The sequence below is a fragment of the Vibrio sp. M250220 genome (genome assembly GCF_036533795.1).
GTDB lineage: Bacteria > Pseudomonadota > Gammaproteobacteria > Enterobacterales > Vibrionaceae > Vibrio.
The window spans coordinates 1-416 of record NZ_JATABI010000215.1; the positions used below are offsets into that span (position 1 = coordinate 1).

Annotated in this window: 1 pseudogene; it reads right to left on the minus strand. The window is 44.5% G+C overall.

The window, feature by feature from the left end:
• Positions 1-390: pseudogene (locus QTN94_RS20495) on the minus strand (hypothetical protein); the annotation flags it as partial.
• Between the last annotated feature and the right edge of the window lie 26 nt (positions 391-416).

The following is a 416-nucleotide window of genomic DNA, read 5'->3' on the forward strand; positions in this document are numbered from 1 at the left end:
GCCTGATTGGTAAATACGTAGTTGGGCAAAACCTACTGTATCAAATGCGTTATAGGCTTGAACTGTTATATCCCCCAAGGTTACTTCACAATCAAACGAGTCTTGATATTGCTGGAAAGGAATGCGCAATTCATACCTATTTGGGTCGTTGGAGAAGTTATAAGTCACATGCCATTTTACATCTGCACCACTTGACCATCCGGAGTCGGCACTCCATGTTTTTGCCCCACATTGTGGGCCACTTGCCCCCCATATTGCCCAAGCATCAATGGTGGCATCTGGCGGCTTGATACCTGAAATAGTGATATATGGCTCATCAGCCTCATCTCCCCAAATGTTGGGTTGGGAGTCATAATAGTACCAATAGCCAACCACCGTTAAACAAACCAAGACAATCGAACGCTTTGTGTTTTTTT